Source organism: Azonexus sp. MM2026_4, assembly GCF_055901855.1.
This window is the reverse complement of sequence record NZ_CM148380.1, coordinates 3938534-3957866: the sequence shown is the minus strand read 5'-3', so window position 1 is coordinate 3957866 and position 19333 is coordinate 3938534. Positions and strand designations below refer to the sequence as shown.

Genomic DNA, 19333 nt, shown 5'->3' with positions numbered 1-19333 from the left:
GTCAGACCAGCAGGCTGGCGCCCAGCCAGGTCAGGGCAAGCGAACGCAGGGCGGTCGAGGCCTCGGGATGGCGCCAGACGGTCGTCACCAGGAACAGGTTGTAGGGCAGGATCAGGGCTTGCAGGGCGAACCAGGCACCGCCGGCCAGCCCCTGCGCCAGCAGGATCAGCGCGAACACCGCGCAAGCGGCGTTGAGTAGCGTGCCGACGGCGAGCAGGTCCCACCAGAACAGGCGGCGCAAGGCCACCCGACCATGCCAGCGCTGGCGGAAGAAGCCCCGCCCGGCGCCGTCGGGCGCGGCCGCCGCAAGCTCGCTCACGGCGCCGGCTCCGGTTCGCTCGCCGCTGCCGGCGCCGCTTCCGGCAACGGCGTCGCCAGCACCTTGTCGATCCGCTTGCCGTCGAGATCGACGACTTCCAGCGTCCAGCCTTCCCAGACCTGGCGGTCGCCGGTTTCGGCAAGACGCCCGAACAGCAGCATCAGCATGCCGGACAGCGTGTGGTAGCGGCCCTTTTCTTCTTCCGGCACGCTCTTCAGGCCCAGCGTGTCCTTCAGTTCGAGCACCGGGATCAGACCGTCGAGCAGCCAGGAGCCGTCCTCGCGCTGCACCGCCCAGGCGTCTTCCTTGTTCTTCGGGACGAACTCGCCGGTCACCGACTCGACCAGGTCCTGCAGCGTGACCATGCCCTGCACCTCGCCGTATTCGTCGACGACGAAGACAAGGTGGGTGCCGGAGCTGCGGAACTGCTCGAGGAGTTCCATGCCGGTCAGCGACTCCGGCACATAGACGGCCGGCTGCAGCTTTTCACCCAGGCTGGGGGTGCTGCCGCGCAGCGTCTTGCCGAGCAACTGGCGGGCATTGAGGACGCCGACGATGTTTTCCAGCCCGTCGCGGCAGACCGGGAAGCGGGCGTGGTCGGATTCGGTGATGAGTGCCAGGTTCTCTTCGAGCGGACGGTTGATGTCGAGCCAGACGATTTCCGAGCGCGGCACCATCAGCGAACCGAGCTGCCGGTCGTCGAGACGGAAGACGTTGCGCACCATGTCGTGCTCGTTCTTCTCGATGACGCCGGCGGCCGAGCCTTCGACCAGCATGGCGTGGATTTCTTCCTCGGTGACGCTCGGGCCACGGGTTTCCCGCTGTCCCATCAGGCGCAGCAGCAAGGCCGTCGAGTTCGAGAGCAGCAGGACGAAGGGCCGCGACAGGATGGCGAGCATGTTCATCGGCCGCGCCACCAGGCGGGCGATGCCCTCGGGGTTGATCTGGCCGATCCGCTTCGGCACCAGTTCGCCGACGACGATCGAGACATAGGTGATGACGACGACGACCAGCACGGTGGCGCCGATCTCGCTGAGCCGCTGGTCGGCACCCCAGCCCTGCTGCAGCCAGGTGGCGAGCGGCCCGGCGAGCGCGGCCTCGCCGACGATGCCGTTGAGGATGCCGATCGAGGTGATGCCGATCTGGATCGTGGACAGGAAGCGGGTCGGGTCTTCGCCCAACTGCACGGCGACCGCGGCGGCACCGTCGCCATCTTCGGCCAGTTTGGCGAGACGGGCGCGACGGGCGGTGACAAGGGCGATTTCGGACATGGCGAAAACGCCGTTGAGGACGATCAGCGCGACAAGCAGGAAGATTTCCATGTCAGAAAGCTCGAGCGGCGAAGCGCGCAGGGATAGCGCGGGTCAGGACAAACGGTGCGTGCTTCATGGCGCGGCCCCGGAGGGCGCCGCCCAGCCTTTCTTGAGTTGCGGACAGAGCGGATCATGCCGCAATTCGGTGACGCCTGCCATCCCGGGGCCAGCCGCGGCTGGCCCCGGAAATGCGCTCATAGCCGAGAAAACGGGCAAATGCCTCGACGATTGATCGATAAAACCGAAGTCTTTGCTCGAAGAAAGCCCGGCGCTTGCCAAAGTCATGGCAACGCCGTCGCAAGCCCCGGAACGACGCCTCCGGCCCCCATTTGCACACGCAGCAAAGACAGGCGCATCGACGCCTGAACCCCTTGCCGGTAATGGATTTGCCGCATGCGGCATTGCACAATATCTCACCCCATTCCACCGGAGAAAAACATGAAATCGCTCGAACACAAGCTCGAAGTCCTGATGTTCAACAGCCGCTGGCTGCTTGCCCCTTTCTATGTCGGCCTGATCCTCGCCATCGGCATCCTGCTGATCAAGTTCATCAAGGAGTTCGTCAATCTGGCACCGCAGGTCTTCAGCGCCGACGGCGGCGACATCATCATCGGCATCCTGACGCTGATCGACGTCGTGATGATCGCCAACCTGCTGATCATCATCGTCTTCGCCGGCTACGAGAACTTCGTCTCGAAGATCAACACCGGTAACAACGAGGACCGTCCAAGCTGGATGGGCCATGTCGGCTTCGCCGACCTGAAGATGAAGCTGATCGGCTCGATCGTCGCCATTTCCGGGATCGAACTGCTCAAGGCCTTCATGCACGTCGGCTCGCACAGCAACGAGCAACTGGCCTGGAAGGTCGGCATCCACATGACTTTCGTCGTCTCCGGCGTGCTCTTCGCCCTCATGGACAAACTCGGCGGCAAACATCACGCCGAGGAGTAAACCGGACGGCCGCCGGAGGCTGCAGCGCAATGCGGAATCCGGCGGCAAGCGCCGAGAACTTGTCGTGCCCCGGCTTGCCTAACGGACATCTTGCACGCACCGCGGAGGACATCATGCACAGACAGTCATTCAAGGTCGCCGGCCTGCACGACGCACAGTGCGTGCGGGCGCTGGCCAACGCCATCCAGGACCTGCCGGGCATCGAGCATCTCGAGATCGAAGCCGAAAGCGGCATTGCCGATATCGAGCATGGCAACTTCGTCTGCCCGGAGGAAATCCTGCAGGCGATCACCGACGCCGGCTTCAGCGCCGAATATACGACGCACTGAGCAGTTCAGCAGCCGCAGCCGCTGCCGCCGGACTTGACGCCGAGCTTCCTGAGCAGCTTTTCCGGCGGACAGAAGCCAGTGAAGCCGCTCTGGAACAGGTTGAGGCCGACGAAGGCGGTGAAGGCGAGGAACCACTCCGAGACGAAGATCGGCGATCCCTGCCAGCCGAGGGCAAGCGACAGCATGACGAAAAAGCCGGCCATGATGCGGATGTAGCGTTCGGTGGTCATGCGTGGTGCTCCTTGCGGAAAGCGGCGAAGTAGAGGACGGGGATGACGACCAGGGTGAGCAGCGTCAACACCAGGATGCCGAAGATCAGCGCCAGGGCCAGGCCGTTGAAGATCGGGTCGTCGAGGATGAACATGGCGCCGAGCATGGCGGCCAGCGCGGTAAGGGCGATCGGCTTGGCGCGCACGGCGGCCGACTGGATCACCGCGTCGTGGAAATCCATGCCGGCGGCGACCTGCAGCTTGATGAAATCGACGAGCAGGATCGAATTGCGGACGATGATGCCGGCCAGCGCGATCATGCCGATCATCGAGGTCGCCGTAAATTGCGCACCGAACAGCGCGTGCCCGGGCATGACGCCGATGATGGTGAGCGGGATCGGCGCCATGATGATGAGCGGCACCAGATACGAACCGAAGTGGGCGACGACCAGCAGGTAGATCAGGATCAGGCCGACCGCGTAGGCCAGCCCCATGTCGCGGAAGGTTTCGTAGGTGACCTGCCATTCGCCGTCCCATTTGACGCTGTAGCCGGCGTAGGGGTCGCCCGGCTGGCGGATGAACCATTCGCCCAGCGTGCCGCCTTCCTTGAGTGCCATGCCGTTGATCTTGCTGCGGATGTCGAACATGCCGTAGAGCGGCGAATCGAGCTTGCCGCCCATGTCGCCGACGACATAGACGACCGGCAGCAGATCCTTGTGGTAGATGGTCTTCTCGCGCGCCAGCTCGCGCACTTCGACCAGTTCCGAAACCGGCACCAGACGGCCTTCGCGCGAACGGACGCGGAGCTTGAGCAGGCTGTCGAGCGAGGACAGCTGCTCGGGCGGCAGGACGATGCGCACCGGCACCGCGAACTTCGATTCGGTGTTGCGCACCGGCGTCACGTCGAGGCCGGACAGCCCCATGCCGACGACGTCGACGATGTCGCGCTGGGCGACGCCGAGCTGCGCGGCCTTCGCCTGCAGCACGTGGAGGACGAACTTGCGGGCGTCGGCGTCGATGTAGTCATCGATGGCGACGATGTCGGCGGTCGTTTCGAAAGCCCGGCGCACCTGGCGGGCGACGGCGATCTGGCCGGCGTAATCGGGGCCGTAGATTTCGGCGACGATGGGCGACATCACCGGCGGTCCAGGCGGCACTTCGACGACCTTGGCGACGCCGCCGTTGCGCTTGCCGATGGCTTCGACGGCGTCCCGCACCGAGACGGCGATCTCGTGGCTCTGTCGCGAACGGTCGTGCTTGTCGACCAGGTTGACCTGGATGTCGCCCTTTTCCGGTAGCGCGCGCAGGTAGTACTGGCGGACCAGGCCGTTGAAGTTGATCGGGCTGGCGGTACCGGCGTAGGCCTGGTAATTGACGACTTCCGGCACCTTGGCCAGCTCGCCGCCGATCTCCTGCAGCACCCGCGCCGTTTCCTCGACCGGCGTGCCGACCGGCATGTCGACGACGACCTGGAATTCGCTCTTGTTGTCGAAGGGCAGCATCTTCAGGACGACCAGCTGGAAATAAGCGAGCGACACCGAACCGGCGATCAGCAGGACGACGGCCAGGCCGAGCTTGAGGCGCGCCGCGCCGCCTTTCAGCGGATCGAGGAAGGGCGTCAGCAGGCGGCGGAAAGTGCGGTCCAGCGTCGCGTCTAGCTTCGACGGGGCGGGCTCGCCGTGCACGTTGCCGTGCGCCTTCATCAGCCGTGCCGCCAGCCAGGGCGTGACGACGAAGGCGATGGCCAGCGACAACGCCATGCCCATCGACGAGTTGATCGGGATCGGGCTCATGTACGGCCCCATCAGCCCGGAGACAAAGGCCATCGGCAGCAGCGCGGCGATCACCGTCAGCGTCGCCAGAATGGTCGGTCCGCCGACTTCGTCGACGGCGCCGGGGATGATTTCCAGCAGCCCCTTGTCCGGGTGCAGCGCCTGCCAGCGGTGGATGTTCTCGACGACGACGATGGCGTCGTCGACCAGAATGCCGATCGAGAAGATCAGCGCGAACAGCGACACCCGGTTCAGCGTGAAGCCCCAGGCCCAAGAGGCGAACAGCGTCGCCGCCAGGGTCAGCGTCACGGCGACGCCGACGATCACCGCCTCGCGCCGGCCGAGCGCGAAGAAGACCAGGGCGACGACGAAGGCGGTGGCGAAAACCAGCTTGCCGATCAGCTTCTGCGCCTTCTCGGTTGCCGTCTGGCCGTAGTTGCGGGTGACCGTGACCTCGACGCCGTCCGGGATGACGACGTTCTTCAGGCTGTCGATGCGGGCGATCGCCGCGTCGGCGATGTCGGCGGCGTTGACGCCGGGCTGCTTGGAGAGCTGGATGGTGACCGCCGGGAACTCGCCGGCGCTGCTGCCGAACCAGGCATAGCGCTTCGGCTGGTCGGGACCGTCCTCGACGCGGGCGACGTCGCCGAGGTAGATCGGCTTGCGGTCGACGACGGCAACCACCAGGCGCCGCACGTCGGCCGCCGATTCGAGGTAGGTGCCGGTCTGCACCAGGATGTCGCGGTTGCCGGCGATCAGGCTACCCGACGACTGCAGGTCGTTGGACACGGTGAGCGCGCCGGCGATGTCCTGCGGCGTGACGCCGAAGGCGTTCATGCGCTCGGCGTCGAGCAGGACGCGCACGGCATGGTCGGGCCCACCGAGCGTGGACACGTCGCGCGTGCCCTTGATCCGCTTCAGCTCGATCTCGACGGCGCGGGCGACCTGCTGCAGTTCGTAAGCCGAGCGCGCCGGATCGGTGGTGTGGAAGGTCAGCGAGACGATCGGCACGTCGTCGATGCCGCGCGGCTTGATCACCGGGTCGCGCACGCCGAGGCTGGGCGGCAGCCAGTCGCGGTGCGCCATCACCGTGTCGTGCAGGCGTAGCACGGCGTCGTTGTATTTGACGCCGACCTCGAACTGCACGGTGATCACCGCCATGCCGGGGCGCGCCATCGAATAGACGTGCTCGACGCCGTGCATGCGCGACAGCACCTGCTCGCCGGGCGTCGCCACCAGTTTCTCGACATCGTTGGCCGAGGCACCCGGCCAGGCAACCAGCACGTCGGCCATCGTCACGTCGATCTGCGGCTCTTCCTCGCGCGGTGTCACCAGGGTCGCAAAGAGACCGAGCAGGAAAGCGACCAGCGCCAGCAGCGGCGTCATGCGCGATGACTGGAAGGCGGCGGCGATGCGCCCGGAAATGCCGAGCGTCGTCTTGTCGGTCGTCATCCTACTTGCCCGACTTCAGGGAAATGGCGGCCTTGACCGGGTCGACGACCACCTTGTCGCCACTGTTGAGGCCGGCCAGCACTTCGATCTCGCCCCGCCCGACAGCTTCGCCGAGGCGCAACTGGCGCAGCAGCAGACGACCGTCGGCGGCCTGCACATAGACCGCCGCCACCTCGCCGCGGCGGACCACGGCGGCCGCCGGCACAGTCAGTTTCTGGGCCTGGCCGGTGACGAAATGCACCCGCGCGAACATGCCGGGAACGACATCGGACAGCGCCGGCAGCGCGACACGCACGGTGGTCACGTGGGTGGCGGCATCGGCGGTCGGCAGCAACTGGATCGCTGTCGCCTCGACCCATTTGCCGAGTTCGGGAAATTCGACGCGCGCCGTCGTCACGCCGCGCATCGCCGGCAGGCGATGTTGCGGAATGCTCGCCGTGACGCGCAGGCTACCCGGCTGGTAGAGGGTGAACAGCGGCGCGCCGGGCATCGCCATGTCGCCCGGCTCGGCATGCCGGCGGGCGACGATGCCGGCCATCGGCGCGACGATGCTGGCATGGCTCTGGCTGGCGCCGGCGGCGCTGCGGTTGGCGGCGGCGGCGTCGAAATCGGCCTTGGCCTTGTCTACCGCCGCCTGGCTGACGAACTTCTGTTCCTTGAGCTGGCGCTGCCGTTCGTAATTGAGCTTGGCCATCGCGTACTGCGCTTCGGCAGCGCGCGCCGCTTCCGCCGCCTCGCGACCGTCGATGCGCATGAGCAGGGCGCCCTTGGCCACCGACTGGCCGGCGTCGGCGTGGACTTCGAGAACGCGGCCGGCAATCTGCGTGCCGACCGTCGTCTGCTGCACCGCCTCGACCACGGCTTCGGCGGGAAACGCCAGATCGACGGCGTGGGGGGCGACGGTGACGACGGGCAAGGGGTCGGCCGCCCGCGCGCCGGTGGCGAGCAGGCAGGCGAGGAACAGGGAGCGCAGGAGGAACGGTTTCATAAATATAAGCATACGCTAATTTAGAATCCCGAAGCAAGGCATCCTCATTGTACGGCCGGCCCGCTCAGCCGGCGCGTCTCAGTTGGCTTGCCAGATATTGCGGCAGCGCGTTTCCCGGATGCGCCAGCTGGCAATCGCCCCCAGCCCGGCGCACAGGGTCGCCGCGAGAACGCCGTGCTGCCAGGTAGCGACGTCGTAGACGCGGGCGCCACCGACCATTTCGCCCCGCCAGCCGAGGTCCATGATCCAGCCGACGACCGGCTGCATGATCGCCGCACACAGGAAACCGCCCATGTTGGCGATGCTGGTCAACATCCCGGAGAGGAGCGGCGGATTGACTTCCTTGGCGCAGGCCCAGGTCAGGCTGAAGCCGGCGGTACTCAGGCCGAGCAGCGCGAACAGCGCGTAGGACAGCGGCAACGGCATCGTCGCGCAGGAGAGCAGGACCAGCCAGATCGCCACATAGACGTGGGAGACGGCAATCATCACCGGCTTGCGCCGGCCGAGACGATCGGACAAGCCGCCGATGAACAGGCAGCCGACGGCGAAACCGCCGAACCACAGCGACAGGTGGTTGGCCGCGACTGCCCGCGCCATGCCATGCACCTGCATCAGGTAAGGCGTCGCCCAGAGCCCGGCGAAGGTGAAGAAGGCGCCCGACATGCCGGTATTGACCAGCGCCGCCGGCCAGGTCGAGCGGTTGCGCAGAACCGCCAGCAGGCCGGCGAGGACGACGGTGCGGTCGAAGCGGGGACGCGGCGCCGACTGGCCGGTACCCGGCGCGTCGCGCACGATCAGCCAGCACAGCGCCGCCAGTACCAGCGACAGGCCGCCGACGCCGATGAACACGCCGCGCCAACCGGTCGCCTGGGCCAGCGCCGAGAGCGGCGCGCCAGCCAGCACCGAACCGAGATTGCCGACCAGCATGCAGATACCGACCATGGTCGCGAAGCGGTTTTCCTCGAACCAGACGGCGATCAGCTTGAGCATGGCGATGAAGGTCACCGAGACGCCGAGCCCGACCAGGGTGCGACCGGCGAGCGCCAGGTCAAGGCTGGGCGCGAAACCGAAGAGCAGGCTGCCGAGGCCACCGATCAATCCGCCCAGCGCCAGGATGCGCCGCGGCCCGAGGGTGTCGGCGAGAATCCCGGTGGGAATCTGCATCAGCGTGTAGATGTAGAAGTAGGTCGCCGCCAGCACACCGAGCGAGGCGGCCGAGGTCTGGAAGGTGGTTGCCAGATCCTGGGCGATGCCGGCCGGCGCGAAGCGCTGGAAAAACGACAGGATGTAGGCAACGGCGACGACGGCGAGCGCCAGCCAGCGCCGCCGCCTCTGTTCGGGCGTCAACGGTCCCATGCAGTCTCCTCGAATTGTTTTTGAAGGCGCCTCTGCGGGCGCCTGGGGTCACGCGGCTGGCGTGCCTACTTGATCGTCAGCACCCACTTGGCGAGGGTCTTCGCCTCGGCGTCGGTGACGGCGTTGGCCGGCATCGGCACCTGCCCCCATTCGTCCTTGCTGCCGTTCTTGATCTTGGCAGCAAGCAGATCCTCGGCCCCCTTTTCGCTGCCGCGCTTGGCGGCGATGTCCTTGTAAGCAGGACCGACGATCTTCTTCTGCAGGGCATGACAGGTCATGCAGTTCTTCGCCTTGGCCAGGTCTTCCGAGGCCTGCGCCGAAATGGCGACGAACAGTCCCGCCAGCAACATCATTTGCTTTTTCATATTCCCCTCCGTCAGTTCAGAATTGGCTTTTGCCGCCAGTGTACCCGGTTCGCCGCCCGGGCCCAACCCGCCTCACCCCTCGTCCGCCCAGCGGCGCAGGAGCTGCGGCAGTTGCGTCCAGTCTACCGGTTTCGGCAAATGTTGCGCCCGCAATCTCCGTTGCGCAGCGACGAAAGCGTCGTCCTCGCGTCCGGTCAGCAGCACGATGCGCAGGCGGTCGCCAAACTGGTGGCGCAAGGTCGCTGCCACCTGCAGGCCGTCCACCTCCGGCATCTCGACATCGAGCAAGGCGATATCGAAGGCTTCGCCCCCGCTGGCGGCGCGCAAGGCATCGGCCCCGTTGCCGGCGATGACCAATTCGAACCCCGGTGCCTGCAGCACCGCCCGCAGCAGGATCGCCATGGTCGGATCGTCATCCGCCGCCAATACCCGCAATTTCCGCTGGCTCATGACGCTTCTCCCGCCAACATGACGCCGAGGGCGTCGCACACGGCTTGCCACTCGGCTTGCAATCCCGGATAGAGCGCCTGAACTTCCTCCCGGGCGGCTTCCCGGCACAGCGATTCGATCTCCCGACAGAGGCCGGCAAAACGCAGGGCGCCAACATTGAAACTGCTCGACTTCAAGGCATGACAGGCTTGCGCCAGCATTTCCAGATTCCCTTCGCCGACGGCCTTCTCGCACTCGTCCCAATGCATCCGGCCGCTCCGCAGATAAGCTTCGATCAGTTGCCTGATCAAGGCGCCTGCTCCATTGGGCGCCAGGGCTCGGAGCTGGTCGAAGGCGGCCGGATCGATCGGCAGCCCGGCCGAGGCCTCGACGGCGCCATTCGGCGCGCTCGGCGCGGTCGATTTGCGCCGCTCGCGCGGCAACCAGCGTTCGAGCACCGCCAGCATCTCGTCGCCGCGGTAGGGCTTGGCCAGGTAGTCGTCCATGCCCGCCGCCAGGCAGCGTTCCCGATCATCGCGCATGGCGTTGGCGGTCAGCGCGACCACCGGCACCCGCGGCAATCCGGCGCGTTCTTCCCGGCGACGCAATTCGCTGCACGCGGTGAAACCGTCAACCACCGGCATCTGGCAATCCATCAGCACCAGGTCGAAAGACTCGCTCTCCAGCAGGTCAAGCGCCTGCTGGCCGTTGCCGACCAGCAGGACCTGCAATCCGAAACGCTCGAGATGGGTGCGGGCGACGATCTGGTTGCTCTCGTTGTCTTCAGCCAGCAGCACGCGTCCACGCAAACGCGCCGGCAGGTACTGCTCGTCGAGCGAGGGCACCGCCACCCGGCGCAACGTCGTCTCCTCGCTCGCCTGGCCCGCCGGCAGTTCGGGGGTTTCCGCCACCGGCAAGGTCAGGGCGACGGTGAAACAGGAGCCGCGGCCAGGCCGACTGTCGACAGCGATCCTCCCCCCATCATTTCGATCAGTTGGCGGCAGATGGTCAACCCTAGCCCAGTACCGCCGAAACGCCGCGAGGTCAACCCGTCGGCCTGGGCAAAATGCTCGAAAATCCGGGCTTGCGCCTCTTTCGGGATACCAATGCCGCTATCCCGGACCTTGAGTTCGAAGGCCACGCTTCCGGCATCGCCGGACATCAGGGCCAGACTGACGACGATCTCACCTTCGTCGGTGAATTTGATCGCGTTGTTGAGCAGATTGGCGACCACCTGGCGCAAACGCAGGGCATCGCCGCGCAGCTTCAGGCTGCGCCCGGCCGGCAACTCGATCATCAGGGTCAACCCCTTCTTGCTCGCCGGCTGGGAAAACAGTTCGACCGATTCTTCGAGCAGGCCGCGCAAATCGAAATCCTGCACTTCCAGTTCGAGATGACCGGCTTCGATTTTCGAGAAATCGAGGACGTCGTTGATGATCGTCAGCAGATGTCGCCCCGACCGATCCACCGCTTCGACAAACTGGCGCTGCGTCGCGGTGAGGTCGGTATTGAGCAGCAACTCGGTCATCCCCAGGACGCCGTTCATCGGCGTCCTGATCTCGTGACTCATCATCGCCAGAAATTCGCTTTTGGCGTGACTGCCCGCTTCCGCAACATCCTTCGCCTGGCGCAACTCGCGGGTGCGCTGCTCGACGATCTGTTCGAGATTGCCCAAATGGGTCGCCAGCCAGTGGTCGCGCTCGCGGATCTGCGCGATCATCTGGTTGAAACCGTCGCTCAGACGGTTGAATTCCATGATTTCGGACGGCGCCGCGCGAATTTCAAGATGACCGATCGAGATTTCGGCCATCGTCTCGTCGAGCAGGTCAAGCGGCCGCAAACTGCTCTCGACCCGTTCCCCCAGACGACGAAGAATCGCCCAAAGCCCCAGCCCGAATACCACCAGAATCAGGGCCGCGTTACCGAGCAACTGCCGGTACAGACCGTCGAATCCGATACTGACCTGGACCTGGCCGAGCTCGCGCCCCTGATGCCAGATGCGCCGGAAGAAATCGATCCTGTCCCAGGACAGGAGGTAGCCATCGCCACCGTCGTGCAGGTGTGCTGCGGCAACGTGATTCGTCGCTGCTGCGCGCAACTCGAAGAACACGCTGCCATCGGCGCGATAGATCAGCAGGCGACGAAAATCGGCGACGTCGCGAAGCGCCTCTGCCGGCGCCCGGGCCAGGGTGACATCGCCCTGCACCAGGCTTTCCGCGACGACGTCGCCAAGCAGGAACATCCGGGCCTGCCCCTCGTCGATCAGGTTGCGCACATCGAGCCAGGCGCTGAGGATCAGGATAAAAAGCAGCAGCCCCAGAAACACCGGCAAGAGAACCTGCAGATTGATCCGGACCAGATGCTGGCCGAAAGTTGCCTGTTCCGGCTCCCGACTCACGAATCCCCCGCCAGGTCGCCATCAACACCGGCCACCGCGGCCATGGCGGCAAGATAGGCCGCCGTCGAACTCTGCGCGCCAGTCGTCGCTGATCGCCACCTCCCGGCCAGCCAGGCGCCCGAGCAAAGCGGCTTCGAGGCGTGCCGCCGCAGCAGCAAGCCTCACCGCCCCGACATTCTCAGCGGCACTGCGCAAGGCGTGGACCTGCCTGCGCTCGGCGGCATCATCTCCCAGCGCGCCATGCCAACGCGACGGCCAATCCGAAAAATGCGTGACGAACAGACCGACGGCCTGCCACCAGAGCTCGGGACGGTCAAGCATGCGCTCGACCGCCGCAGCGACATCAAATCCTTCCAATTCCCTGGGTATCAACATCTTGCCATTCGCATCGTCCTGATTGAATACCGTAAGATTCTCCCGCGATCGCAAGCCAGCAAGGTTGAAGATTGGTAAAAAGCCGACTCCCGTCAGGAGCGGCATACCGCTTAGGGCGAGCACTTCCTTTTACAATGAAATACAATGCACCCACCAAGCATAACCATCCAGTCCATGAACCAGACCGCCCTGATTGTCGAAGACGACCCCGGAACACGTCACGTGCTGTCTGCAACCTTCGCCTCGGCGGGCATCGGTAGCATTTTCGCTGAAAACGGCGCCGCCATGTGGCTGCAACTCGGGAAAAGGCCTGACATCGTCATCCTGGATCTGAGCCTGCCCGATGCGGACGGACTGGAACTCCTGCGGCAACTGCGGCAACAATCCGAAATCCCGGTACTCATTCACTCGACGCGCTCGGATGAAATCGAGCGCATCATCGGTATCGAAATCGGCGCCGACGACTTCCTTCCCAAACCTTGCAACATGCGAGAGTTGCTCGCTAGAACGCGCAGGTTGTTGCGACGTTGCCAGACGCGGCCGGCGATTTTGCCGCACAAGGGGGAGTTGCGACGCTTCCGTTTCGGTCACTGGACGCTTGACACCGCCTCGCGCGAATTGGCGGACGGCAAGGGCTCCCCCGTTTCCATTGGCGTCTCCGGATTTGCGCTGCTGATGGCTTTCCTCGAACACCCGTTCGAACCGCTCTCGAGAGAGCAGTTGTCACGTGTGTTGAAAAGGGAATACATCCCCTACGACCGGATCATCGACGTTCACGTCAGTCAGATTCGCCGCATCCTAGGCAATCAGTCCGACGGATCCGGTTTCATCAAGACCCTGCGCTCGCAAGGCTACGTTTTCGTGGCGCCGGTCGAACTGGTCTGAAACGGGGAAAAACCTAGGACAAAAAAAACCGGAGATTGACTCTCCGGTTTTTGTCACCCTCCCGCTAACCGGGGAGGGTTCCCGCAAACAACAAAGTTACTGGCAGCCGCCAACAGTGTTACCCACGCAAGGCGTCGAGCTTTCACCGTTGATCAACCACTTGCCGTCCTTGCGGATCATTTCGAGGGTTTTCAGGACGCGATCGTTGAAAACGTTCGAACGATAGGTCTGTTCGAACTTCGCCGTCGCCTTATCTTCACCGTGCATCTGCACGTTCAGCTTGTCGACCGTCACCGAGATATCCTCGCGCGGCATGATGCGCTGCCGACGCAACTGGCTCCAGTCTTCACGCGACAGGCCACCATCCGGCGTGAAAGTCGGCGCATAGAAGGCGGTGTAGGCGGTGTAATCCTTCGCCGACCAAGCCTGCGCCCAGGAGCGTACCCGCGCCTGGACATCGGCACCTTCGGTCGGCGGCGTCACCACCGGCGGCTTCTTGCCCATCATGTCCTGCGCCCGGGCATCGAGATCGGCACGCGGCGTACCGGTCAGCGCCACCGGCTCCGACGGACACAGCGTTGCCGCGTTGACTTCGGCCAGCTCGCCGCTCTCCGGCGTCGCCGTCTCCAGCTTCTGCAGGCCCATGAATTCGAGCAGCGAGCCCATCCCGGCCTGGCTGCGCAGGTAGGCCAGCGTCAGGTCGGTATCGGCATTGATCGCCGAACGCTTCGCCGACAGCAGTTCGTTCTCGGTGTCGAGCAGGTCGAGCAGCGTGCGCTGGCCGACGTTGAACTGGTCGCGGTAGGCGTCGCGCGTCTTCTCGAGCAGTGCCACCTGCGTCGTCAGGTCTTCCTTCTGGTCGCGCAGGCGCTGCACGTCGTTATAGGCGATCAGCAGCGTCTGCCGGGTGTCGCGGCAGGCCTTCTCGCGCATTTCCAGCGCCATGTGCTTGCGCTCGACGTACTGCCGCTCGCGCGCCGTGTCCGAACCGCCGTTGAACAGATTCCACGACATCACGACTTCGGCGACGTTCTGGTCGCGGTCGCCGCTGACGCCCTGGTAGTTCTTGGTCGTCTCGGTGCGTGCCCGCAGATCGACGCGCGGCATGTAGGCGGCGCGCCGGCCTTCGACGTCGTACTGCGCCGCTTCGATGTTCTCGACCGCCGCCAGCAGCGTCGGGTTGCGCTTGTAGAGCACGTCGAGCGCCGCCTTCGGGCTCGCCGGCAGCGCCGTGCCGGTCAGTTGCTGCGGCGTCAGCGTACCGGCCGGCAGCTCGCCGACCAGACGCTGGTAGCGCGCCATCACGTCATGCAGGTTGGCGGTCTCGGTGGTCAGGTTGACCTCGGCCAGCGCCAGCCGGCTGCCCGCCTGTTCGAGATCGACCCGGCGGCCGACGCCGGACGCGGTGCGCGCCTTGATCTGCTCGTAGGTCGCCTTGTGCCGCACGTAGTTGTCTTCAGCCAGCGCGACCAGCGAGCGGTAGCGCAGCACGTTGACGTAGGCCTTGCTGGCTTCGAGCGCGACGTTCTCCGAGGCTTCGAGCAGTTCGTAGTAGCGCACCAGCTTGGCCTTGCCCAGCTTGCGCACTTCGCTGCGCGTCGCGAAGCCGTCGAACAGCATCTGGCTCAGCGTCAGCGCGTAGCCGCGCCGGGTGTAGGTGTCCTTGGCCGAGCCCGGGACTTCCAGGCTCTCGCGACCCGCCCCGGCGGTCAGGTCGAGTTTCGGGAAGTAGCCGCCGCGGGCGACGCCGACTTCTTCCTCGGCGGCCTTGTAGTTGCGCCACTTGATGGTTACTTCCGGGCTTTTCTGCACCGCCTGCTGGGCGACCTGGCGCAGCGCTTGCTGGACTTCCGTCGGAGCCGAATCCTGGGCAATACCAGCGGCGGAGAAAACCGAGGTCGCCAGTAACAATGTGATGGTTTTGATTTTCATGAGGGACTCGCAATGAACCGATTCAACCTCATGCCGAAAGCCCGGAGACCGAGACGACACAAGGAATCTCTTTGGGGAAACGGAATATCTATCAATATAACCGATCCCGATTTTAGGTGAATAATCATTCCAGATTGTAAGGTTTGGTAAAAAACCAAACCAAGGCAATAGCTAAAAATATAGCATTGTCATAGTCGTACGGCAAGCACACCCCCTTTCAGGAAAGCGCGATCTTTTCCAGTTTCCGATAGAGGGTCCGCGTACTCACCCCGAGACGACGCGCCAGTTCGTCCATTTCCCCGTGATGATTCTGCCTCGCCCAACGCAGATAACCCCGTTCCATTTCCTCAAGCCCTATGATCTGATCGACACCGAAGCCGTGCCAGGCTGGCGCACCAAGCGCCAGTGGCGGCGGCGAATCAGCCATTTCCACCAGATGCGACAAGTCGATGCTATCACCATCGGCGAGCAGCGACGCCCTTTCGATCAGGTTGCGCAATTCGCGAATGTTGCCGCTGAAACGCTGCGCCGCCAACCAGGCCAACGCGGCCTTGGTGAACCGCCGCCCCGGCTTGTGATCAACCCGTTCGAGCAGCGATTCCGCGAGCAGCGCGATATCGCCGCTACGCTCGTGCAAGGCGGGCGTCCGGATCGGGAAAGTGTTGATTCGGAAATAGAGGTCCCGACGAAAGGTTTCCGCCTGGACCATCGCCGCCAGATCGCGGTGCGTTGCGGTCACCAGACGGAAATCCGCCGGCAACCAGTCAAGCCCGCCAACCCGGCGATAAGTTCCGGTTTCCAGCAGGCGCAGCAGCTTGATCTGCAGGGCCAGAGGCAACTCCCCGATTTCGTCGAGAAACAGGGTTCCGCCTGAGGCGGCTTCGACCAATCCCTGCTTGCGATGCGTCGCACCGGTGAAAGCGCCCTTTTCGTAGCCAAAAAGCTCAGCCTCGAACAACGTTTCCGTCATGCCTGCGCAATCGACCGCGACGAACGGCCCATTGGAACGCTGACTGGCTTCATGGATTGCATGCGCAACGAGCTCCTTTCCCGTCCCGGTTTCACCGAGCAACAGGACCGCCGCGTTGGAGGGAGCGACGCGCATCATCTTGTCCAGCATGTTGACGAACGCCGGCGAGCGCCCGACCAGGCCACGCGCTGCCGCCCGACTGCTGGCTTGACGGACGATGCGCATGGTCTCGACGAAATAGGCGATCTCGCCGTTTTCGTCCCGGACCGGCACCGTTTCGACGGCCACATGCTCCTCGCCCCTGGCGGTATGGTGCAGATGCAGAACCCGCTGCGGCTCGCCAGAATCCAGGCTGAGCTTCAGTGGGCAAGATTCCCCAACCTGGTCGCAGGGCTGATCAAAGTGATGCGAGACTTCATAGCAGCAGCGCCCCGCCAGCTCGCGGCCACCGCCGAACTCCCGGGTGTACGCAGCGTTCGCCGCGATAATCCGGTAGTCCGCACTCATGACGATGCGCGGTTCAGGTAGACCATCAAGGAAAGAAATCAACTCACTCAAAAAATGCGACGTCAAAATTGGCACCCCCGCCATTCAGTGCTGCCGATTCTGACACAGCAAGCCCAAGCATGACGAGGAGTGATATCGCCGTCATTGCAAGCCATTGATTTAAATGAGCACAAACGAAAGGCATAGGCTGGCACGCAACTTGTTATTAGACTTACCGGAAACCGGGGACACCTCCCGCAGCTCGATGCGCTTTCCTGGAAAAATATCGAGCTGCTGGTACTGACTAGCTGGGCGCATATCCCCCTTAGTTCGCCCCGCAGGCTTGCTTCATGCAACCAGCTGGCAGACAGACAGCCACCCCGGTTTCCAACCATAACGATCAACGGGGTAGCAACAACAATGAACCAAGCGGCAGACCAGAAGAAGCAGGAAGAACCGGCAGCAGTCTCCTTTTACGAAAAACGGAAAAAAATCTACGCCAAACGGGTTCGCGGATTTTTCGACAACTGGCGTATCGCGCTGGTACTCCTGACGCAGGTCATTTTCTACGGCGCCCCCTGGATTCAGTGGAATGACCGACAGGCCCTGCTCTTTCACCTCGTCGAGCGCAAGTTCTACATCTTCGGCCTGGTGTTCTGGCCGCAGGATGTCATCTACCTGGCCATCCTGCTGATCATTTCGGCCTACGCCCTGTTCCTGGTCACCGCCGTTGCCGGGCGGCTGTTCTGTGGCTACGCCTGCCCGCAGACCGTCTATACGCAACTGTTCATGTGGATCGAAAACTGGATCGAAGGTGATCGCAATGCCCGCCTGAAGATGGACAAGGGACCGATGGATGCGCGCAAGCTGCGGATCAAGACCACCAAGTTCGCGCTCTGGGGCATCCTTTCGCTATGGACGGGCTTCACGCTGGTCGGCTACTTCACGCCGATGAGCGAACTGATCAACAACGTACTGACCAACAACCTGGGCCCGTGGGAAACCTTGTGGATTTTCCTGTATGGCGGTTTCACCTTCCTGTTTGCCGGCTTCATGCGCGAACAGGTATGCAAGTACATGTGCCCCTACGCCCGCTTCCAGAGCGTGATGTTCGACCCGGACACGCTGATCATCACCTACGACCCGGAACGCGGCGAGCCGCGTGGCATCCGCAAGAAGGGCGCCGACACCAGCAAGCTGGGCGACTGCGTCGACTGCGGGCAATGCGTCGTCGTCTGCCCGACCGGCATCGACATCCGCAACGGTCTGCAGTACGAATGCATCGGCTGCGCCGCCTGCGTCGATGTCTGCGATCAGGTCATGGACAAGGTCGGCCTGCCACGCGGGCTGGTCCGTTATTCGACGGAAAACGCGATGGTCCAGAAGCTCGACCACAAGAGCATCATGTCGCACATCATCCGTCCCCGCATCCTGCTTTACACGGCAATCCTGATCCTGATCAGCGTCATTGCCGGCTATTTCCTGGTGCATCGCATCCCGCTCAAGGTCGACATCATCCGCGATCGGTTGACGCTCGCCCGCGAAGCCGACGATGGCAGCATCGAGAATGTCTTCATGCTGCAGATCATGAACACCTCGGAATCGCCGCAACGCTACAAGCTCACCGCTGACGGCCTGGACGGGCTGAAGATCGTCGGCGAAGACAGTGTCGACGCCAAGGCGGCCGGACTGACCTCGTTCAACGTCGTGCTCGCCGCCCCTCCCGGATCGGGCAAGCAAGGCTCGAATCCGATCCACTTCACCATCACCGCCGAGGGTAATCCGGACATCACCCTGCGGGAAAAGGCCTCTTTCCTCCTGCCCTGACGCCAAACAGGGCAGACTCCGCTTGGGCGGGAGCTGGTCTCCCGCCTTTTTTTCGTCCATCTAATCCGCGGGCGCAAACGCCCGCTCAAGAAAGCCCAGCAGTTTCGGCATATGGCCATCGACATCGCCAAAATCCTCGTGATTCCCGGCCAGCTCGATCAATTCGACGCCGGCGTGCGTTGCCGCAAGGCGGATCGCCCGCGCCTCGGCCAGGGGTACCATCGCATCGTCCTGACCATGAACCAGCAACACCGGACAGCCCACCCGGGCAATCGTGTGGATCGGCGCGATATCGTCGAAACGGTAGCCGATCACCTTCTGCACGTAGGCCAGCACGTAAGCCCCCAGCGGCCAGTAGGGAATGCGTTTGCTGTCCAGCCAGCGACGCATCATGCCCGCCGGATGAGCAAAGGCGGACAGGCTGATGACGGCGCGGATTTCCGGACGGCGGCTGGCGACCAGCAGTGCCGCGCCACCACCCACCGAGTGGCCGACCAGGGCCAGGGCATCGCGCTCGACACCCGCCACGCCGACCAGCCAGGCGATCCCGGCCTCGATATCCTCGGCGAAGCGCGGCAGCGACGCGAAATCGTCGTCGTCGCTCTCTCCATGGCAACGTGCGTCGAGCAGCAGCAGGGAATAGCCGGCTTCCTGCAAATGGCGGGCAACGGGCAGGAAGTTCGCCGCATTGCCGCCCCAACCGTGCATTACCACCAGCGCCCGGGGCCCCGCCGGAATGTACCAGGCGTGCAGTTGCTTGCCGTTGCGGGTCGGCATTTCGACCGCCCGCCACGGCAGGCCGTCCGGCTGCGCCGCGCGTGGCACCCGAGGTGCCCGCAGGCTGCCGCGGATGGCGCGATTGAGCAGGAACAACGCCAGCGGCGGCAAGGCCAGCCACGCCCAGAGACTCATGGCGCGCCCCCCGGCAAAGCACCAACCTCGGCTGAAAAAGCGGGCCGGACACGCTGTTGCTCGGC

Annotated in this window: 18 protein-coding genes; 4 read left to right on the top strand and 14 right to left on the bottom strand. The window is 64.2% G+C overall.

The window, feature by feature from the left end:
• Position 1: 1 nt before the first annotated feature.
• Together AC0KWY_RS18685 and AC0KWY_RS18680 are read right to left on the bottom strand one after the other, a co-directional pair.
• Positions 2-319 (bottom strand): hypothetical protein, encoded by a 318-nt coding sequence (locus AC0KWY_RS18685; protein ID WP_474026987.1) that lies wholly within the window; start codon positions 317-319, stop codon positions 2-4.
• Positions 316-1641, bottom strand: a complete 1326-nt coding sequence (locus AC0KWY_RS18680; RefSeq protein WP_474026986.1) for a hemolysin family protein — start codon at positions 1639-1641, stop codon at positions 316-318. The genes AC0KWY_RS18685 and AC0KWY_RS18680 overlap by 4 nt, the downstream gene beginning before the upstream one ends.
• 429 nt (positions 1642-2070) lie before the next feature.
• On the opposite strand from AC0KWY_RS18680, the gene AC0KWY_RS18675 reads away from it, so the two are divergent.
• Positions 2071-2583, top strand: a complete 513-nt coding sequence (locus tag AC0KWY_RS18675; protein WP_474026985.1) for a TIGR00645 family protein — start codon at positions 2071-2073, stop codon at positions 2581-2583.
• A gap of 113 nt (positions 2584-2696) precedes the next feature.
• Positions 2697-2912, top strand: a complete 216-nt coding sequence (locus tag AC0KWY_RS18670) for a heavy-metal-associated domain-containing protein (protein ID WP_474026984.1) — start codon at positions 2697-2699, stop codon at positions 2910-2912.
• A 5-nt stretch (positions 2913-2917) separates the two neighbouring features.
• On the opposite strand, the gene AC0KWY_RS18665 is transcribed toward AC0KWY_RS18670, so the two are convergent.
• From AC0KWY_RS18665 to AC0KWY_RS18625, 9 genes are all read right to left on the bottom strand, one after another.
• Entirely contained in the window at positions 2918-3142 is a 225-nt protein-coding gene (locus AC0KWY_RS18665) for a YgaP family membrane protein (RefSeq protein WP_374323968.1), read from the bottom strand.
• A complete protein-coding gene (locus AC0KWY_RS18660) occupies positions 3139-6345 on the bottom strand; it encodes an efflux RND transporter permease subunit (RefSeq protein ID WP_474026983.1) in 3207 nt (1068 codons plus the stop codon). The genes AC0KWY_RS18665 and AC0KWY_RS18660 overlap by 4 nt, the downstream gene beginning before the upstream one ends.
• 1 nt (position 6346) lies before the next feature.
• Entirely contained in the window at positions 6347-7333 is a 987-nt protein-coding gene (locus AC0KWY_RS18655) for an efflux RND transporter periplasmic adaptor subunit (RefSeq protein ID WP_474026981.1), read from the bottom strand.
• Between the two features lie 78 nt (positions 7334-7411).
• On the bottom strand, positions 7412-8689 hold the full coding sequence (locus AC0KWY_RS18650; protein WP_474026980.1) for an MFS transporter: 1278 nt from the start codon (positions 8687-8689) through the stop codon (positions 7412-7414).
• A 65-nt stretch (positions 8690-8754) separates the two neighbouring features.
• Positions 8755-9054 carry a c-type cytochrome gene (locus AC0KWY_RS18645; RefSeq protein ID WP_474026979.1) on the bottom strand — a complete coding sequence of 100 codons (300 nt, stop codon included), beginning with the start codon at positions 9052-9054 and terminating at the stop codon, positions 8755-8757.
• 72 nt (positions 9055-9126) lie between these two features.
• Positions 9127-9504, bottom strand: coding sequence for a response regulator (locus tag AC0KWY_RS18640; protein WP_474026978.1), 378 nt, complete (start codon positions 9502-9504; stop codon positions 9127-9129).
• Positions 9501-10394 carry a response regulator gene (locus AC0KWY_RS18635; RefSeq protein ID WP_474026977.1) on the bottom strand — a complete coding sequence of 298 codons (894 nt, stop codon included), beginning with the start codon at positions 10392-10394 and terminating at the stop codon, positions 9501-9503. The genes AC0KWY_RS18640 and AC0KWY_RS18635 overlap by 4 nt, the downstream gene beginning before the upstream one ends.
• A gap of 8 nt (positions 10395-10402) precedes the next feature.
• A complete protein-coding gene (locus tag AC0KWY_RS18630) occupies positions 10403-11881 on the bottom strand; it encodes an ATP-binding protein (protein ID WP_474026976.1) in 1479 nt (492 codons plus the stop codon).
• 21 nt (positions 11882-11902) lie between these two features.
• Positions 11903-12361 (bottom strand): Hpt domain-containing protein, encoded by a 459-nt coding sequence (locus AC0KWY_RS18625; RefSeq protein WP_474026975.1) that lies wholly within the window; start codon positions 12359-12361, stop codon positions 11903-11905.
• A 69-nt stretch (positions 12362-12430) separates the two neighbouring features.
• On the opposite strand from AC0KWY_RS18625, the gene AC0KWY_RS18620 reads away from it, so the two are divergent.
• Positions 12431-13141, top strand: coding sequence for a response regulator transcription factor (locus AC0KWY_RS18620; protein ID WP_474026973.1), 711 nt, complete (start codon positions 12431-12433; stop codon positions 13139-13141).
• Positions 13142-13237: 96 nt separating this feature from the next.
• On the opposite strand, the gene AC0KWY_RS18615 is transcribed toward AC0KWY_RS18620, so the two are convergent.
• Both AC0KWY_RS18615 and AC0KWY_RS18610 read right to left on the bottom strand, forming a co-directional pair.
• Positions 13238-15073 carry a TolC family outer membrane protein gene (locus AC0KWY_RS18615; protein WP_474026972.1) on the bottom strand — a complete coding sequence of 612 codons (1836 nt, stop codon included), beginning with the start codon at positions 15071-15073 and terminating at the stop codon, positions 13238-13240.
• A 217-nt stretch (positions 15074-15290) separates the two neighbouring features.
• Complete coding sequence (locus AC0KWY_RS18610) at positions 15291-16634, bottom strand: sigma-54 interaction domain-containing protein (protein ID WP_474026971.1); 1344 nt, start codon at positions 16632-16634, stop codon at positions 15291-15293.
• A gap of 315 nt (positions 16635-16949) precedes the next feature.
• Between AC0KWY_RS18610 and ccoG the strand changes: the two genes are divergently transcribed.
• Positions 16950-18356 (top strand): cytochrome c oxidase accessory protein CcoG, encoded by a 1407-nt coding sequence (gene ccoG / locus AC0KWY_RS18605; protein ID WP_474026970.1) that lies wholly within the window; start codon positions 16950-16952, stop codon positions 18354-18356.
• 60 nt (positions 18357-18416) lie between these two features.
• Here the strand turns inward: ccoG and AC0KWY_RS18600 are convergent, their stop codons facing one another.
• Positions 18417-19268, bottom strand: a complete 852-nt coding sequence (locus tag AC0KWY_RS18600; RefSeq protein WP_474026969.1) for an alpha/beta hydrolase — start codon at positions 19266-19268, stop codon at positions 18417-18419.
• Between the last annotated feature and the right edge of the window lie 65 nt (positions 19269-19333).

What these genes read in the sequence shown, in the direction of transcription:
- AC0KWY_RS18680 (WP_474026986.1), bottom strand. Translation starts at nt 1,641, where the DNA reads ATGGAAATCTTCCTGCTTGTCGCGCTGATCGTCCTCAACGGCGTTTTC.
- AC0KWY_RS18675 (WP_474026985.1), top strand. Translation starts at nt 2,071, where the DNA reads ATGAAATCGCTCGAACACAAGCTCGAAGTCCTGATGTTCAACAGCCGC.
- AC0KWY_RS18670 (WP_474026984.1), top strand. Translation starts at nt 2,697, where the DNA reads ATGCACAGACAGTCATTCAAGGTCGCCGGCCTGCACGACGCACAGTGC.
- AC0KWY_RS18665 (WP_374323968.1), bottom strand. Translation starts at nt 3,142, where the DNA reads ATGACCACCGAACGCTACATCCGCATCATGGCCGGCTTTTTCGTCATG.
- AC0KWY_RS18660 (WP_474026983.1), bottom strand. Translation starts at nt 6,345, where the DNA reads ATGACGACCGACAAGACGACGCTCGGCATTTCCGGGCGCATCGCCGCC.
- AC0KWY_RS18655 (WP_474026981.1), bottom strand. Translation starts at nt 7,333, where the DNA reads ATGAAACCGTTCCTCCTGCGCTCCCTGTTCCTCGCCTGCCTGCTCGCC.
- AC0KWY_RS18650 (WP_474026980.1), bottom strand. Translation starts at nt 8,689, where the DNA reads ATGGGACCGTTGACGCCCGAACAGAGGCGGCGGCGCTGGCTGGCGCTC.
- AC0KWY_RS18645 (WP_474026979.1), bottom strand. Translation starts at nt 9,054, where the DNA reads ATGAAAAAGCAAATGATGTTGCTGGCGGGACTGTTCGTCGCCATTTCG.
- AC0KWY_RS18640 (WP_474026978.1), bottom strand. Translation starts at nt 9,504, where the DNA reads ATGAGCCAGCGGAAATTGCGGGTATTGGCGGCGGATGACGATCCGACC.
- AC0KWY_RS18625 (WP_474026975.1), bottom strand. Translation starts at nt 12,361, where the DNA reads ATGCCGCTCCTGACGGGAGTCGGCTTTTTACCAATCTTCAACCTTGCT.
- AC0KWY_RS18620 (WP_474026973.1), top strand. Translation starts at nt 12,431, where the DNA reads ATGAACCAGACCGCCCTGATTGTCGAAGACGACCCCGGAACACGTCAC.
- AC0KWY_RS18615 (WP_474026972.1), bottom strand. Translation starts at nt 15,073, where the DNA reads ATGAAAATCAAAACCATCACATTGTTACTGGCGACCTCGGTTTTCTCC.
- AC0KWY_RS18610 (WP_474026971.1), bottom strand. Translation starts at nt 16,634, where the DNA reads ATGGCGGGGGTGCCAATTTTGACGTCGCATTTTTTGAGTGAGTTGATT.
- ccoG (WP_474026970.1), top strand. Translation starts at nt 16,950, where the DNA reads ATGAACCAAGCGGCAGACCAGAAGAAGCAGGAAGAACCGGCAGCAGTC.
- AC0KWY_RS18600 (WP_474026969.1), bottom strand. Translation starts at nt 19,268, where the DNA reads ATGAGTCTCTGGGCGTGGCTGGCCTTGCCGCCGCTGGCGTTGTTCCTG.